This is a genomic window from Ectopseudomonas khazarica (genome assembly GCF_004521985.1).
GTDB classification, from domain to species: Bacteria; Pseudomonadota; Gammaproteobacteria; order Pseudomonadales; family Pseudomonadaceae; genus Aquipseudomonas; species Aquipseudomonas khazarica.
The window spans coordinates 67,573-82,203 of sequence record NZ_SBHZ01000022.1 but is presented as its reverse complement, the minus strand read 5'-3'; the positions used below and the strand labels follow the sequence as shown (position 1 = coordinate 82,203).

The 14,631-nt window shown below is 59.5% G+C and carries 17 protein-coding genes, 1 tRNA gene and 2 pseudogenes; 6 read left to right on the top strand and 14 right to left on the bottom strand.

Going from position 1 to position 14,631, the window contains the following annotated elements; translation table 11 throughout:
• From EPK82_RS22520 to EPK82_RS22505, 4 genes are all read left to right on the top strand, one after another.
• The coding region (locus tag EPK82_RS22520) for a DUF4136 domain-containing protein (protein ID WP_134678101.1) at positions 1–214 on the top strand (214 nt) is incomplete at its 5' end.
• Positions 215–230: 16 nt separating this feature from the next.
• The gene (locus EPK82_RS22515) at positions 231–713 is read left to right on the top strand and encodes a GNAT family N-acetyltransferase (RefSeq protein ID WP_134678100.1); all 483 of its coding nucleotides are present in this window, start codon (positions 231–233) and stop codon (positions 711–713) included.
• Complete coding sequence (locus tag EPK82_RS22510) at positions 710–1,078, top strand: DsrE family protein (protein WP_134678099.1); 369 nt, start codon at positions 710–712, stop codon at positions 1,076–1,078. The genes EPK82_RS22515 and EPK82_RS22510 overlap by 4 nt, the downstream gene beginning before the upstream one ends.
• A gap of 8 nt (positions 1,079–1,086) precedes the next feature.
• The gene (locus EPK82_RS22505; protein ID WP_134678098.1) at positions 1,087–1,545 is read left to right on the top strand and encodes a glycine cleavage system protein H; all 459 of its coding nucleotides are present in this window, start codon (positions 1,087–1,089) and stop codon (positions 1,543–1,545) included.
• A gap of 8 nt (positions 1,546–1,553) precedes the next feature.
• Here EPK82_RS22505 and EPK82_RS22500 read toward each other — a convergent pair whose 3' ends face one another.
• Positions 1,554–2,564, bottom strand: a complete 1,011-nt coding sequence (locus EPK82_RS22500; RefSeq protein ID WP_134678097.1) for an HAD family hydrolase — start codon at positions 2,562–2,564, stop codon at positions 1,554–1,556.
• A gap of 424 nt (positions 2,565–2,988) precedes the next feature.
• On the opposite strand from EPK82_RS22500, the gene EPK82_RS22495 reads away from it, so the two are divergent.
• Positions 2,989–3,612, top strand: coding sequence for a DUF502 domain-containing protein (locus EPK82_RS22495; RefSeq protein ID WP_134678096.1), 624 nt, complete (start codon positions 2,989–2,991; stop codon positions 3,610–3,612).
• 89 nt (positions 3,613–3,701) lie between these two features.
• Here the strand turns inward: EPK82_RS22495 and EPK82_RS22490 are convergent, their stop codons facing one another.
• Positions 3,702–3,908, bottom strand: a complete 207-nt coding sequence (locus tag EPK82_RS22490) for a hypothetical protein (RefSeq protein ID WP_134678095.1) — start codon at positions 3,906–3,908, stop codon at positions 3,702–3,704.
• Between the two features lie 255 nt (positions 3,909–4,163).
• Here EPK82_RS22490 and EPK82_RS22485 point away from each other — a divergent pair, with 255 nt between their 5' ends.
• Positions 4,164–4,370: a hypothetical protein gene (locus EPK82_RS22485; protein ID WP_080757014.1), complete on the top strand. Its 207-nt coding sequence runs from the start codon at positions 4,164–4,166 to the stop codon at positions 4,368–4,370.
• 97 nt (positions 4,371–4,467) lie between these two features.
• Here EPK82_RS22485 and EPK82_RS22480 read toward each other — a convergent pair.
• From EPK82_RS22480 to fdhE, 12 genes and pseudogenes are all read right to left on the bottom strand, one after another.
• Positions 4,468–4,563 (bottom strand) — tRNA-Sec (locus EPK82_RS22480).
• Positions 4,564–4,582: 19 nt separating this feature from the next.
• Positions 4,583–5,014, bottom strand: a pseudogene (locus tag EPK82_RS22475) (tyrosine-type recombinase/integrase); the annotation flags it as partial.
• Positions 5,015–5,758: 744 nt separating this feature from the next.
• Positions 5,759–6,112 carry a hypothetical protein gene (locus tag EPK82_RS22470; protein WP_134678093.1) on the bottom strand — a complete coding sequence of 118 codons (354 nt, stop codon included), beginning with the start codon at positions 6,110–6,112 and terminating at the stop codon, positions 5,759–5,761.
• Between the two features lie 87 nt (positions 6,113–6,199).
• The gene (locus tag EPK82_RS22465; RefSeq protein WP_134678092.1) at positions 6,200–6,943 is read right to left on the bottom strand and encodes a hypothetical protein; all 744 of its coding nucleotides are present in this window, start codon (positions 6,941–6,943) and stop codon (positions 6,200–6,202) included.
• Between the two features lie 78 nt (positions 6,944–7,021).
• Positions 7,022–7,762 (bottom strand): toll/interleukin-1 receptor domain-containing protein, encoded by a 741-nt coding sequence (locus tag EPK82_RS22460; RefSeq protein WP_134678091.1) that lies wholly within the window; start codon positions 7,760–7,762, stop codon positions 7,022–7,024.
• A gap of 418 nt (positions 7,763–8,180) precedes the next feature.
• A pseudogene (locus tag EPK82_RS25260) lies at positions 8,181–8,360 on the bottom strand (phage integrase); the annotation flags it as partial.
• A gap of 107 nt (positions 8,361–8,467) precedes the next feature.
• Positions 8,468–8,890, bottom strand: a complete 423-nt coding sequence (locus EPK82_RS22450) for a hypothetical protein (protein ID WP_134678089.1) — start codon at positions 8,888–8,890, stop codon at positions 8,468–8,470.
• Between the two features lie 99 nt (positions 8,891–8,989).
• A complete protein-coding gene (locus tag EPK82_RS22445) occupies positions 8,990–9,268 on the bottom strand; it encodes a hypothetical protein (protein WP_134678088.1) in 279 nt (92 codons plus the stop codon).
• 71 nt (positions 9,269–9,339) lie between these two features.
• Positions 9,340–9,756, bottom strand: coding sequence for a hypothetical protein (locus EPK82_RS22440; RefSeq protein ID WP_134678087.1), 417 nt, complete (start codon positions 9,754–9,756; stop codon positions 9,340–9,342).
• A 422-nt stretch (positions 9,757–10,178) separates the two neighbouring features.
• Complete coding sequence (selB, locus tag EPK82_RS22435; RefSeq protein WP_134678086.1) at positions 10,179–12,131, bottom strand: selenocysteine-specific translation elongation factor; 1,953 nt, start codon at positions 12,129–12,131, stop codon at positions 10,179–10,181.
• Entirely contained in the window at positions 12,128–13,534 is a 1,407-nt protein-coding gene (selA, locus tag EPK82_RS22430) for an L-seryl-tRNA(Sec) selenium transferase (RefSeq protein WP_134678085.1), read from the bottom strand. Before selA ends, selB begins: the two co-directional genes overlap by 4 nt.
• 12 nt (positions 13,535–13,546) lie before the next feature.
• The gene (gene fdhE / locus EPK82_RS22425; protein WP_134678084.1) at positions 13,547–14,479 is read right to left on the bottom strand and encodes a formate dehydrogenase accessory protein FdhE; all 933 of its coding nucleotides are present in this window, start codon (positions 14,477–14,479) and stop codon (positions 13,547–13,549) included.
• Positions 14,480–14,631: the final 152 nt, after the last annotated feature.

Below are 14,631 nucleotides of genomic sequence, written 5' to 3'. Positions count from 1 at the left end.
CTACTGGGGCGGCCCGGCCTTCACCGAAACCCGGCGCGTCGACTACAAGGTCGCCACCCTGCAGATCGACCTGTACGACGCCCGCGACGGCAAGCTGGTCTGGCGCGGCAGCGGCGAGCAGATCATGCGCAACCAGCCGCCGAGCCCCGCCGAGCGGGAACGGGCGATCCGCGACACCGTCACCCAGGTGCTCTCGCAATATCCACCACGCTGAACGAGGAACGCAGCGCGTGAATGCCCACCTGCAGCACCGCCCCGCCACAGCCGCCGACCTCCAGACCGTGGTCGGCTTTCCACAGAACGCCGATGAACTGTTCTTCTGCTACCCCAAGGCCATCTGGCCGCTGGATGTCGGCCAGCTCGCCGCCGCCATCGCCGAGCGCCGCGACAGTGTCGTCGTGGAGCTGGACGGCAAGATCGCCGGCTTCGCCAACTTCTACCAGTGGCAACACGGCGAGTTCTGCGCCCTGGGCAACCTGATGGTGGCACCCTGGGCACGCAGCCGAGGGGTGGCGCAGTACCTGGTCAGCGTGATGGAGCGCATCGCCCGCGAACACTACAAGGTGCCGCTGATGAAGGTGTCCTGCTTCAACGCCAACGCGGGCGGCCTGCTGCTCTACAGCCGCATGGGCTACCGCACCGTCGGCATCGTCGAGCGCCGCGCCCCGGATGGCAGCCGCGTCGCCCTGGTGCAACTGGAGAAACCCTTGTGAGTGCGGTGCGGCGTGTGCTGATCATCGTCAGCAGCGGCCCCAGCACCCCGGCCCGCTGCGCCGCACCCTTTCACACCGCGACCCTGCTGGCCTGCATGGACGCCGAGGTCACCCTGTTCCTCAGTGGTGAAGCCGCGCAGCTCGCGCAGCTATCGGTCGCCGACACCCTGCGCGCCAGCGAACAGGGCGAACCGATTCGCCACTTCATTCAGCAAGCGAAACTGGCGGGAGCGCGCGTGCTGATGTGCCGTGCGCCGGGCGTCGTCATCGATGAGAACGCCCTGATCCCCGAGCTGGACGAGATCGCCAGCGGCGGTGAACTGGCGCAGATGATTCTGGAATACGATCGCGTGCTGACCCTCTGAGGACCGCCATGAACCTGCACGGCCTGGCCTTTCCCGATGACCTGCTCTACGCCCCGGAGCACAACCTGTGGCTGCGCGAAGAAGCGGATGGCTGCCTCACTCTGGGTCTGACCGCATATGGCTGCGCGCTATACGGGCAGATCTTCGCCTTCACGCCCAAGCGCGACGGCCAGCGCATCGAGCAGAACCGCAGCTTCGGCGTCGTGGAATTCGCCAAGGCCGCCTCCTCCGCACGCAGCCCGCTGAGCGGCATCCTGCACAGCAGCAACGCCGAAGTCGTCCGGCGACCGGCCCTGATCAACCAGGACTGCTATGGACGCGGCTGGCTGGTGAGGCTGATAGCCGATGACCTGGCGCTGCTGAAAACGCAACTGCTCACTGGCACAGCCGCCCGTCAGGCATTCGCCGAGCGGATGACGCGCGACGGCTTCGACCCAGGCAACGATGGCGTGCAGGGGCTTAGGTAACGCCGCCGTCAGGGCTGCAATGTCTCGAAAGGGTGAACACGACGCCATTCGCCAGCCATATCGACGACTGTCCAGCCTCTGCGGCGCGCCTCATCCAGCGCCTTGTCCAGGCGGCCGAAATGCGAGTCGCGGTCATAAGCCCATTCCCGCCGAGCGTCGGTATGATGGACCAGGCCCAGCAGACGCCGGCCGTTACCTGCCGCAGTCCACTGCAGCATCTGCAGATCCCCATCGGAATTGCCAAATGCCAGGATCGGCCGACGCCCGATGACCTGCTCGATGCTGACCGGTTTGCCGGGACCATCATCATTGTGCAACAACCTGGGCTGGCGCAGGATCGACAACTCGCCGCCCTGGTCCTGAAACTGCGTAGCGAAGGTGGTGCCGATCACCTGTTCTGGCGGAATGCCATAGACCTCATCGGCAAAGGCACGGATGAACGTCACCTCGCCGCCTGACACGATGTAGGTCTTGAAGCCATGCGCACGCAGGTAGTCGAGCAGCTCCAACATCGGCTGGAAGACCAGCTCGGTATACCGTCTGCCGTTTTCAGGGTGCCTGGCGCTGGCCAGCCAGGCGCGAGCCCTGGCAGAGAACTCCGCAGTGGTGATACCGGTGTGCGTGGCCGTGACGATCTGCATGACACCCTGCATGCCACTCTCGCTCAGGGCTTTCTGATCTCCCTCCAGCACAGCCTTGAACGGCTGGGTGGTCTGCCACTGGGGATTTTCAGGTGCCAGGCGCCTGACCTCGTCGAAGGCGAACAACACCTGGAAATACATGGGCAGCTCGCTCCACAGCGTGCCGTCGTTATCGAACACGGCAATGCGCTCGGCAGGCGCCACGTAGTCCTCCGCCCCTTCGCGGGTCACCGCGTCGACGAACCGCAGGATCGCCTGCCTGGAAGGCCCCTCCTTCCAGCTCGGCAATGGCTCTGCGGCGCTTGCCAGTGATGACAGACAGAGCAGTAGCGCCAGCAACCAACGGAAAGAAACCACAGCAAACGCGTGTCTGTTCATCGTGCGTCCCTGCCTGAAAGGCCCCAAAGGGCCGATGGGTGTGAGAGTAATGCCTGCTGCATCAGGCATCGGTGCCGCGTGTCGGGCATGCGAAGTGCACCGCCAAAGGCTAGCAGACGCACCTGGGCACGACGCGCCATCGATCCGTTCGTGCAACGGCTCAAGGACAACGGCTCAGCACTGCCAGGCAGGTCCCGTCGGCCATGACAAAACACCCGCATGTACTAAGCTCTGCATGCCTCAGCCCACCGTAACAACAAACGCGATGCGTCACTCATCCGGCGCATGTACGGGCCCAACAAGGCATTCCAGGGGGCGTACCTTTTCTCACGATTCGGGCCGCGAAATAACGATCCACCTCATACGGCCGCCAGCTCGGCAGCCGCATCTGAGCATGCAACCAGCCAACGGAAGGAGAGCAGCCATGAAGCAGGCGCTTGTGTTCGCAGGGAAATGCATACTGGCAGGCTTGCTGCTCATCATCCCCGTATATCTGGCGATCATCGTTCTGCTCAAGGGCATGCAATCGACCGAGCGGCTGATCCACCCACTCATCCACCTGCTACCGGAAGATCTGCCGGCCGAGCAGATTCTGTCGCTGCTGCTGGTCCTGACCCTGTGCTTCCTCCTTGGCCTGGCCATGCGCACCACACTCGGCCACAGGGCCAGAGTCAGACTGGAAAGCACCATCATCGAGAAGATTCCGGGCTATACCCTGTTTCGCAGCCTCAGCCACCAGCTGGCAGGTCAGAACAAGGACAGCATCTGGAAACCAGCCCTCGTAGAGATCCACGGATCACTGGCTCCGGCCTTCATCATCGAGATACTCGACGACTCACGCTTCACCATCTTCGTCCCGTCGATCCCCACGCCCTTTGCCGGTGCCACCTACGTCATGGACGGCGCCCGGGTCCATCCCGTCGACATTCCGTTGGCGGATGCCATCAAAGTCATCAGCAACTGGGGCTCGGGAACCAGCCGGATGTTACAGGCCATGGAGGAATCAGCGTCTATCGACACAGTTGCCGAGGCCGGCCGAAGGCAGTGAGAGGCGACTCTGCTCGATGGGATGCCCCCTTTGCTCAAGGACTCCTGGCGCGTCCGACACCCGCCCGAAGCGCAAGAACCCTCGGCTCATCAGATGATGCAGTCCAACTCGGTCACCTGCTCGAACGCCTCGGACTCGATCACTGGCAGCGAGTGGGGCGCTTCAACCCGTTCCTTCAGCTTGCTCGAGAACGCCATTGCAGACGGCTGATCGTTGAAACTCATCTTCAGCGAGCCTGTACAGACGATCCATTGCTCGGTCCCCTTGCTCTCAACCTTTTCAATCGAGATATCCATGCTGCCTCCATCGGTATACGGGTTCAGATCGGCAGGTCGGGTAAAAAAAAGGCCAACCATGCGGTTGGCCTTGCCTAGTAGGTATGAGCAGCACCCACGTGCTCAGGGTGCTACTCCAATCTCCCTCTACGACATTGCAAAAATATGACGATAGCCGCGTTTCTCGGCCTGTCCACTCGTCCGACGCTGATGCGCTGCAACATTTCAGTAACATTCATTGCCTACCTTGCACGCGTCTAAACCGAGGGTTTCACCTTGATCCGCAACGTACGCAAGTCGCTAGACTCCATAGCAAGCAACAATGAAGACGCGGCATTCGCGCTGATGCGCGCCGCAGAGAACACCCGGGACGAGGTACTGCGCCAGCAGATGCTCCGCCTCGTCCACCGCCTCAATCAGGATGCCGTAGACCTTCGCATGCTGCGCGACGAGGTCTCCTACGTAGGCGAGAAACGTGCCTGAGCCGGCAATCATCCGCTACCAGGTACCGCCCCTCCCCCTCGCAGGATCATCAGGCTCCTGTAGCGAGCAACGAGGGAGTGAACCTGCGCCTTGAAAGTGGCGGAAGGCAGTGAGAGTCGAACTCACCCAGGAACGGATGCCGTCCCCCACCGGGTTTGAAGCCCGGCCACGCCACCGGGCGTGATTGCCTTCCTTATTGATTCACAAGGCTTTTATTGCCCTGCTGGATCAGCGTTCGCGGAAGTATCGAAGAAGTGTCGAAAGTCCCGACTGGGCCCGAACGACAACACATCCTGCATGTGTCCGGGGGCCAAGTGAGCGTAGCGCATCGTCATGCTCAACGAAGAATGCCCAAGAATCTTCTGAAGAGAAAGGATGCTGCCACCGTTGGCCATGAAGTGAGAGGCGAAGGTGTGCCGCAGTACGTGGGCTTCCTGTCCGGCCGGTAGTCGTAGCCCAGCCTTGTCGACCGCTTCATCGAAGGCGTTGCGGCAGTTGGTGAACAGGCCGTACGCCTTGAAGTGCTGGAGTATCCGCGCTTCCAGCTCGGGCGGTATCGGGATCGACCGGCGACGCTTGGGTTTGGTGTTGATGAAGTGCACCGCTCCACCCTTCACCCTGGACGGCACCCACCCCTGAGCCTCATTAGGATCAAAGCCGTAGAAAAAGGAGACGACGCCCCCCGATTGGCTGACCAGCCGACCGCGCAAACGCGCCAACCTGGGTGTGGTACTGGCTGGAGTGATAGGTATGGTCGTCACCCTTGGTGCGCTCACACTGCGGCCAGGCCTTCATGCAGAACACAGTCACGAACCTGGCCACGAACAGTCAGCAACCGAAGCCCAAGCCGGTTGCCGAGATTACCCGACCAGAGCCAACGCCCAGGAACGACTGGGACAAGATCGTGTAAGAGCAGGCAAGGCGAGACGCAATGTCTCGACAGCAACCTGAGCAACCCACCAGCTCAGACAGCCCAGCCACCAAGCAAACCGTATTCAACGATCAGAACTACACCCCGAAGGGCGCGATAAACCTTGTCGACGCGAGAGAGTGGGGCACCGCCGAGCCATACGAACAAACCCGAAAACGCCAGGAAGAACAGAAGATCATGGTGATCGGAGAGCAGAACAGGCCAGAGGATTGGATCTGCTCATACGTCGGGAAGGATGGAAGCCTAAGGCAGCGTGACTGTAAATCGCGGTATCAGTTGAATAACAGGAACTGACGTGGAGCAAGGGAAAGAGCCATCAAATGTCGAGCGGATTTATTGTGCTCGCCAGTCAGAAGCAGATTAGTCCTCCCCCTTTCCTTTCTGACGTTTGATTAAGGGGCGGGCTTTGGCCCGTCCCAGTGAGCGCAGCGAACGACTTGAACCATTTGTTAGCGGCTTAACCGTTTGATGGCAGTTGCTGTGCTGCTTGCTCCAATTTATCTGGCTGTGGATTTCCGTGCTCCACCCAGTCAAAACTAAAAACTCTCATTTGATCTTTTGCATATTCGGTTGCTTTTGCTCCCGTAAAACCGCTGCCAGGAAGGCCAGAATCTTGCTGGACCACCAAGATTGTGAGCGGCGGTAGTTCTTCGATAAGGCAGTAGGATTGAATTGGCTCTAGAAGCTTTCCGAGTCCAGCAGCGGGAACTCCGATTAACTTTGAAAGTATTCCATATGTTAGGGATTGGCGGTTCTTTGCAGCTAACGCCAATACAGCCCAGATTTGACTTGCTCTTTCTGATCTGGTCATGGAGTTTTCCTTAAACTGCTAATGTTTGGTTAAGGGGCCGGCTCTAGCCAGTCCCGAGTGAGCGAAGCGAACGACTTGAACCAGTTGTTAGGCTTCTGACATAGTGTTCTCATATTTGGTTGTGATTGCCTCAAGCCGCTGGATGACTTTGCGACTAAGGACTGTTTTGTAGTCAACCATTCCATGGATAACTTCGTTCCGAATTTTTCGTAGCTCACTTATCTCAGCTGCTTCTTCCGGTTCGAAGACACCTACTCGGACCATTTCGGATATAGCCATCAATGGTGGGCGGGGGCGGCCGCGAAGAGTGCTTAGTTTGTCCTGGTGCGTGTAACTAATAGCGGCAACAACTCTCTCGAAAGAAACCCAAGCTGCGAGAAATTCACCTAATAGTTGGTGTTGATCTTCAGCGGCAAATTCGAGCGTGGTTTCAAATAAATTTTCAAATAATAATTTTGCAAGTTCTGAGTAAATTTCTACCTTGTCTCTATCGACAGTTAGCCCGTTGCCTTGATGGTATAGCTGATTTCGTAAACGGTGAAACCATTCAATCTCACCTAAGTCTATGCCGGATAATTTTTCTGTTGCGTAAGCTTCAAGCGCGTCAAGTAATTTCGGAAAGCTTTCACTGAACTCCGCATATTCCTTTCGCGGCACATTAATTCCATTGATTCTTTTTGGAAGCCCTAGGTATGTCTTTATTGTTAACTCGATTGCGTTGTCAACGGCTAAAAGTGCGAGCCTTCGATTCTTGTCACTATCCTTCCTAAGAAGGGAGATTCCATGTTCAAGAATCTCTTTGGGGCCAGAGGCCCACGGTTGGCTAGCCATAATAGCGGACTCTACGTTTGGTTAAGGGGCAGGCTTTAACCCACCCCAGTGAGCGCAGCGAACGATTTTAACCCCTTGTTAGACGATCACTAATTTGTGTTGAATTGCATATTTCTTGCCTTCACTTTGTAAGTGAATGTCACCGTCGCGATCGCGTACAATATAGCCATTCTTTGCTATATCAGTCAGAATAATGTCTAGCATGATTCGAGACATGCCTACTCTGCGGACTAGGTCTTTGTAATAGGTAAAGTCTTCGCCGCGCTCAAAGTCACCAACGATGAACTCCATAATATCTCTGATAGGATCGCCTGCTTTTTCTGGTGGTATCTCACTTACAGGAGTGAATGGATTGTTGCCGATTTCTGGTTTCTTAAAGATTGGGGAGTTATGAAAGGTTCTAACTAATTCATCAAAACTGAATTCATAGTCATCATCTCGGGAGAAGTTTATAAAGAGCTTGGTTCTTAGGAATGTTGGTACATTGTGCGTACCAAATTGCCGTATGACAGGCAAAACCTTGTTGGAGTCAATGTTTGAAAGCAGGTCGGCCGTGATGATCATTTTTTCGTACCCAACGCCACCTACGCCTGAGTTCGCCTTCTCTACGTACTTGTCAGTGCAGATCATAACTACGTAGTCTGAGTCAGCCAGGTGAGTTTCCATGAAATGCGGAAGATCATCCCCAGGGCGCAACTCCCATTGATCAATTATTGCATCTACACCACTATTTCTTAACCGTGTGGCAAGATCTAGAACCCACTTTTTATGTTCTTGTGAGTCATGCGAGTAGGATATGAAAACTTTTGGGGCTGACATGTGATCCCTTCGTCTTGTCAAAAAGCATAACGATAAATTAGGCGACATTGCTGTCACATAACACCCCCAATAAGATCTGATAATCAACCATAAGTCGGCACAAGCCTTTGATTTATCGCGTATCAAAGGTGAGAAACACGACACGCTCAGGTTGGAAAAGCGACACCGATGACCTAAAGCACAGGGGCGTGATGGCCAGAAGCTAGCCATAGCCGCCGAACCTGTCTAGCTGGCGTGTCGAAAAAGTGTCGAAATCAACGGGCGACACAAGGCCGCAGTGGGCAGGAGGGAAGGGGCGAAAGCCCCGATTTTTCTAGCGTTGGGCTGGGAAGGGCAGTAGCGGGCAGTGGTTCAAACGGGTTCGACTCTCACTGCCTTCCGCCATTTTCCCCGCTGGAAGCCCCGAACGACGCGGGTTCTAGCGTTCTTCTTTTTCGCGTTCGGCGTCAGTGTCGAATAAGTGTCGAAAACCCCTGATCGGTCCGAGCACCATGGCTTCCTTGAGGTAGTCCGGCGCCAGATGGGCATAGCGCATGGTCATTACCAGGGTGGCATGGCCGAGCACCTTTTGCAGGGTGAGGACATTCCCGCCGTGTAGAAAAGAAAAAAGGGGACAGATTAATTTTTAGACCAGTGGAGCTGCACCATAAATAAATCTGTCCCCTTTTCCTGTACAGCGAACGACTTGAAGCAATTATTATGAGGCTAGTTACTGCATACTGAGTAAACACAAGGTGGCCATACCTGCTCTGCATAGGTATGGAAATTAAAACTTGAGATAATCCACTGACTGTCTGGCCTCTTGTATGTAATGAATTTCCCGAACAACGGCCCTTTATCCATTTTTATCACTACATAGATAGATTTTGTAGATGGGGAAATTTCCTTTTCGGAAACATATTCGTAACCTGCGAACTCCCCATAAAAAGCGGATATTTGTCCGAACTGCGCGGATTGAGCCTGTAACTCTCTGCTGCCTTCGAGTGGCCCACCTTTGGCCCATACATTCCAGGCTTCGGTCGGGCCTTTGTCTTTAAATGCTTTAAACCCATCCTCAATTAATTGATTTGCTGCCAGTGTGATTTGCGGCAATAGCGCGAGGGCGAGTGCAATTAGAAATTTATTCATCAGTGGTCCTTCCTTGAATTTTCTCTTGATTCATGACGTTTGGTTAAGGAGCGGCTTTAGCCCGTCCCAGTGAGCGAAGCGAACGGTTTGAACCGCTTGTTAGGTATTTGCCTCGTTTTTTCTACCGGCAGCAAGCCAACGGATAAGCAGAAAGGCCTGAATTGCAACCGCAATAAAAGCTCCTAGTAAATATGCAGATTCGGAGCCAAAGGCTTGAACGAAGGCCATGCCAACTATCCAGCCAATAGGTAGAAAAGGAATAGATAAAATTATCCCAAGCATCATGATGCCGCCACCTAATAGATTGGTGATAGGGAATATAGATGCATAAGCTAGAGAAATGGCTAGCTGGAGGGTGAGAGAGCGCCACGATTCCATGTGATACCTAACGATTAAGCTACGGAGCAGGCTTTAGCGAGCCCCATCCTGAGTGGTTGTTTAGAGTACTGTTAGAAAGCTGCTCGCGTCGCCTTTTGTAAATATCCAAAGGCGGACGCCAAAGAGAACATAAAAGAAAACCTCACAACAGCCAACGCGGAGAAGCCAAGTTGCGAGATTTTCTCTTGCACTCCATGCGTTTGAGTTGAAATCAGAGCCATTCCGATTAGACAGAGAATGCCCCCATAAAACGCACCGGTGATCGCGCCATTTTTGAGCGGGGTAAGTTTTGCCTTGTATCCAGCAACAAAGCCACCAGCCAACCATGGAAGGTTATATGCAACTTCCAGCATGAAGTTTGCAAGGTGGCTGCCCAGCGTGGCTTTAACGAGCTTAACGAGCAACAATGCAATTAGTGCTGCGAATACCCCAAGTATTATCGGATTACGCTCCATGTTTTCCCTAATAGCAACTAGATAAACTTCCACACCAATGCACGAGTGACAAATTGATATAGCTCCTGGACAGAATAACTGAAAATTTTCGGAGGAGCATTCCTTATTCGAAGGTTATTCCACGACAGAAACCCGGGCAGGTATCCCGTTTGACCTCCTATTTTGGGGATTTCATTACTACTGGACCGATATACACATGGCGCTAGGTGTCACGCAAGGCGGCGTCGAGAAAGTGTCGAAATCGCTGCAAGGGATAGCGGGACAATGCGCCCATGGATAGAAGCCGAGACTAGAAAAGCCGGGCTTTGCAGAGCAATGCGAGAGCGAACCAGAGGGTTGAAGCCCGGCCACGCCACCGGGCGTGATTGCCTTCCTCGTTCGTTGGCTACGTGGCGCATGGCAGCCCTCTTTGTTCTTGCGCAGGGTAGCCGATGGCGACCGTCGTGCGTCGTGCGTCAATGGATGTCACTGGGTAAGCAGCCCTCCTCTTCCTTGACTCCCATCAGTTGAACGGCCAATGCCGAGTCGCTGCGGATGCGGCGCTCGGTGGCCAGGCGGCGGGTGAAGCCGATGCGGTCGAAGTACTCCAGCAGCTGGATGCTGCGCTTGCGGCCAACGGCGATGCGGTCGCGCCAGTCGATCACGCGCAGGCCGCCATGCTGCTGCTCCAGCGTCAGGGCATGAAGTGCCAGGCTGTGCAGCGTTGGCTCGGGGTAGAACAGATCCTTGACCACCTGATGCAGCAGGCCCAGGCGCGCCAGTTTGCGCAGCAGCAGGCGTACGCTGGCTTCATCCTGCTGCACCGCGCCAGCCAGGTCGCGGACCCAGGGCGGGTCGAAGCCGCCGGCGAGCAGCAGCGGCCAGAGCCGTTCGCGCAGCGCTTCGTCCTCCGCACCCAATTGCACGCGGTGATCCGGCAGGTGCAGCCATGGCCCGCTGCTGCTGATACGCCCCTCGGCCAACGCCTCGTCCAGCAGGGCAATGAATACCGGGCGCTCCAGTTCGCTCAGGGCATAACGGCGCAAACGGTCGCGGTCCGGGCCGAGCTCGTCCGGGGACTCAGCATGAAAACGTCGCAGGCCCTCGACCAGCGCCTCGCGCAACGCCTGCAATTGAGTCGCATCGAACAGTCGCGTGCCCTGGCGGGTGACCAGCTCGCAGAGACCAGAGGGCAACGTCCAGCTGTCACGCTGGCGGTTGAACTGGCGCTCCAGCAGGGTGGGATCGAGGCCATTGCCGGCAGACTGTAGCAATGCCGGTAGTGCTTCCTCCAGAGAAGCGCTGCGCAGCGCCTGCAGCTGTACAAGCCTCGGCGATGAGCGGCGCCCACGGGCCGGAGCGAAAGGGTCGAGGACCTGCCCCCCGCCCAGGGTGCGCTGCGCGGACTGATCACGCAGCACCACGCGATCGCCGTGTACGGCATGCGCCGGGGCATTGAGCACCAGTTGGGCCAGGCAGGACTGGCCGGGCGCGAGGCTGTCCGTATCGAGCAGGGCGACACGCCCGCTGACGTCCTGCGCAGCCAGGTGCACGTGCACCGGCGTCCAGTGCGCCAGCGCACGTATTTCCGAGGCGAGCAGCTGCAGCTCGATGTCCAGGCGGGTGCTAGGCGCCAGCAGCGCCGGTGCCAGCAACCAGTCGCCCCGATGCAGTTGCTCGACCGTCAGGCGCTCACCGGCCAGGTTCAGCGCCACCCGCTGGCCGGCGACGGCACGTTCGGCCTGGCGGTTCTGTGCATGCAGGCCGCGGACACGCACGCGACGCCCGGAGGGGCTGAGCAGCAACTCGTCGGCCAGCGCCACCTGCCCGGCGAAGGCCGTGCCGGTGACCACCACACCGGCACCGTCGACACTGAAGGCACGATCGATGGGCAGGCGGAAATAGCCCTGCGCGCTGCGCGCCGCCTGCGCGGCCGCGAACGCCAGCAGGTGCTGGCGCAGGGTGTCGATGCCTTGCCCACTGAGGCTGTCCACCGCCAGCAGCTCGGCGCCGGCCAGCGGACCGGGGGCGAGCAAGTCGCGCACCTGCTCGCTCACCTGTTGCACGCGCACGGCATCCACCCGGTCGACCTTGCTCAGCACCACCAGCGCCTGGCGAATGCCCAGCAGCTCGGCGATGGCCAGGTGCTCGCGGGTCTGCGGCATCACGCCGTCGTCAGCGGCCACCACCAGCAACAGCAGGTCGATGCCACAGGCGCCGGCGAGCATGTTGTGGACGAAGCGTTCATGCCCGGGCACGTCGATGAAACCGGTGAGCTGGCCGTCGCCCAGGTCGGCATAGAGGTAGCCCAGGTCGATGGTGATACCACGGGCGCGCTCCGCCGGACGGCGGTCGCCCTGCTGGCCGGTGAGTGCCTGCAGCAACGCGGTCTTGCCGTGGTCGATGTGGCCGGCGGTGCCGACGATCACGGCAGTGCCTCGCGCAACCTGGAAAGTTGCGCGACGAAGGCGGCCTCATCGTCGAGCTGGCGCAGGTCGAGCCACAGGGCATCGTCGTCGACCCGGCCGATCACCGGGATCGGCAACTCGCGCAGCAGCCCTTCCAGTTCGCGCAGCGCACGACCGCGCAGGCGCTTGGAGGTCTGCGGACGAATGCACAGGGCCGCGCTGGGCAGACGTGCCACGGGCTGGGCGCCGCTACCGATCATGCCCAGGGCGTCGACCACGGCAACCTGCCAGGGCCCGCCGAGACTGGCCGCCAGTGCCGGGGCGACGCGCTCGGCCTGGGCGCGAATGTCCACCTGCGCCCGGCTGAGCAGGCGCAGGCTGGTCAGGCGCTCGCCCAGGCGGTCCGGATCGCGGTACAGGCCGAGCACCGCCTCCAGCGCGGCCAGGGTCAGCTTGTCCACGCGCAGGGCGCGCTTGAGCGGGTTTTTCTTGATCCGCCCGATCAGTTCCCGGCTGCCGAGGATGATCCCGGCCTGCGGGCCGCCGAGCAGCTTGTCGCCGCTGAAGGTGACGATATCGGCGCCATCGCGCAGTGCTTCCTGCACGGTCGGCTCCTTGGGCAGGCCCCAGCGTGTGAGGTCGATCAGGCTGCCGCTGCCGAGGTCTTCCAGCAGCGGCAGACCATGGGCGTGGGCGATGGCGGCCAGGTCACGGGTGGCGACGCTGGCGGTGAAGCCCTGCACGCTGTAGTTGCTGGTGTGCACGCGCATGAGCAGGCCCGAGCGCAGGCCGATGGCGGCCTCGTAGTCCTTGGCGTGGGTGCGGTTGGTGGTGCCGACTTCGACCAGCTTGACCCCGGCGCGCGCCATGATGTCGGGAATGCGGAAGGCACCGCCGATCTCGATCAGCTCGCCACGGGAAATGATGCCTTCCTTGCGCGCCCCCAGGCTGTTCAGCGCCAGCAGCACGGCGGCGGCATTGTTGTTGACCACGGTGACGGCCTCGGCGCCCGTCAGCTCGCGAATCAGCCCGATGATCAGGTCGTCGCGGTCACCGCGCTTGCCGCTGGCCAGGTCGAATTCGAGGTTGAGCGGGTAGCGCGCGGCCTGGGTGATGGCGTCGATGGCTTCCTCAGGCAACAGCGCCCGGCCGAGGTTGGTGTGCAGCACGGTACCGGTGAGGTTGAATACGCGGCGCACGCGGCTGGCATGGCGCGCCGCCAGCCGCTCACCGGCGCGGCCGGCGAGCACGGCCTCGCTCAGTTCGACGGCTGCGAGCTGGCCACTGCGCGCGGGTTCGCGCAGCTCGTCGAGCAGGTCACGCAGGGTGGCCAGCAGGGCATCGCGGCCATAGCGTCGTTGCAGCGGCGCCACGCTGTCGCAGCGCAACAGGCGGTCGATGGAAGGCAGGCGGGCGGCGTTCATCGTCACGTTCCGTCAATCGGTATTGCCGGGGGCCAGCAGCAGATTCGGCGCGCGGCGCAGATGCCCGTCCTCGCTCAGGCGCATGTCCAGATCGAGGCTGGCCAGGTCATCGGCGACGGCATCGGCCTGGTCGTCGAACTCCAGGTAGCACTGCTTGAGATAGCCCTGGCACGCTGGGCAGACCTCGGCGCGAATCGCCGCCCGCTCGGCAGCCACGCCTTCGCGCTGCAAGGACAGGTAGCCAAGGTGCTTGGACGACTCGCAATGGCTGCACTTGACCCGCACGTAGTGCCATTCGCAGGCGCACAGCGAACAGCTCAGGTAGCGCAGGCCGGCATACTTGCCGCGATGGCGCAGCATGCCGGCCACCGGCGGCGCGCCGCAGGCCGGGCACTGCGTCTGGCTGCCGGACTCGATCAGACGTTCGCTCGGCAGCGCCAGCAGCCAGTGACTGAACGCGACCTGCAACGCGGCACCGAGAAAGGGCGCCAGGGCAGCAGGCAACAGGTCGAACTGGCCGCCCAGCAAAGCGATGGCCCAGACCTTGCGCTGACCGCTGTCGGCTTCGCGCAGGGCTGCCAGGGCAGCGCTGACGGAGGGGTTGCCGGTGCCCTGGAAGCTGCTCAGCAGCGCATCCAGCGCCGGCAGCCAGGCATCGCCACGTACCAGCGTGTCGAAGCCCAGCGGCGGCATCTGGTGTTCCAGGCAACGACTCAGGGTGTCGGCCGAGGGGCCCGGCAATGCGGGCGGCGCGTCCAGCACGCGCTGCTGGGCCTCGCACAGCTCGGCCATCAGCAGCAGATAGGCGGCCAAGGGGTGATCCACGGCGAGGTGGCGCAGGCGTTGGGCACGGCGGCGGAACAGGTCGGGCTCGGGCAAGTGGAGAAAGGGCGGAATATTGGCCGCAGCTTCGATCTGCCCCGGCTCGAGAATCTGGCCTGACACGCAGGACTCCTTAGGGACTGCTCCCGTGGAAATGGCTGTGATCAGCCTAGACCAGGCTGATGGGGTTTGCCGGTGGGGATGGGCAGGTTGCTGGAGGGTCAGCTGTGTGGTTTCTGTTACAGGGCTGTCGCGGCTGAAGCCCCTCCCACAGA